The organism is Dapis hubbardiae BLCC-M172, assembly GCF_050016015.1.
Taxonomy (GTDB): Bacteria; Cyanobacteriota; Cyanobacteriia; order Cyanobacteriales; family Microcoleaceae; genus Trichodesmium.
In genome coordinates, this window is record NZ_JBNHEQ010000145.1 from 1,197 (window position 1) to 2,212 (window position 1,016).

The 1,016-nt window shown below is 34.0% G+C and carries 1 protein-coding gene; it reads left to right on the forward strand.

Going from position 1 to position 1,016, the window contains the following annotated elements:
* On the forward strand, nucleotides 1–1,016 hold a 1,016-nt coding region (locus tag ACP6PK_RS12580; RefSeq protein WP_426559894.1), incomplete at both ends, for a CHAT domain-containing protein.

Here is a 1,016-nt window from a genome sequence, read left to right on the forward strand (position 1 = left end):
ATACAGAAAATCAAATAGCCACCGCTACTAATGGAGATGCCACGATTGCAAATACAGGCAATATTATTAATACAGAAAATCAAATAGCCACCGCTACTAATGGAGATGCCACGATTGCAAATACTGAAAGGAGCAATACGACCACACCCATAACTCCTACTCAGACAAATCCTCTAACTACTAATAACCCTATTCTCAGAACAGAAACAAACCCCTCCCCAACAGTAGGTCTAACCACAAATACCTCAGAAACCCCCACTCTAAACACCACTCAAACTAATCCAAACCCTAATAGAAATATTAATAATAATCAGTTCCAACAAACACTGATAAATAACAATATTATTTCAACAATTACCCCCAGTAACAATAACCAAACAACCAATACTGCCACTGCCAAAGAAAAAACAGACTCATCTATCAACAATACCACTGATACTCAACAAATATTAAACATAATTGATACCGTTAATACCAACTCTCTAACAGTAGCCACAAGTTCAGACCAACTAATAACCATGTTAGAAGAAAACCGTACTAACGAATATTTGAATTACTTAGAAACAGATTTAAACGAACAACTTATCAGTACAAAAAACGTCCGAGAAATTTTAACAGATATGGCAAACAAAACCGGAAAAGAATCTGCTGTAGTTTATATTAATTCTTATTCCGACCAATTACAAATAATATTATATACCAAATCAGGGCAGCCAATTATTAAAACTATTCCCGCAGCTAACCGTAAAAAACTAATGAAAGTTGTGATGAAATTACGGGCACAAATTACAAATCCCGCTAGTAGTTTTACTAATAATTATTTACCACCTGCACAACAATTATATGATTGGTTAATCGCACCTATATCCGCTGAATTAAAATTAGCAAATATCGATACTTTATTATTTAGTATGGATGAAGGTTTACGAACTTTACCTGTGGCAGTTTTACATGATGGGTCACAATTTTTAATTGAAAAATATAGCCTCAGTTTAATTCCCAGTGTGAGTTTAATG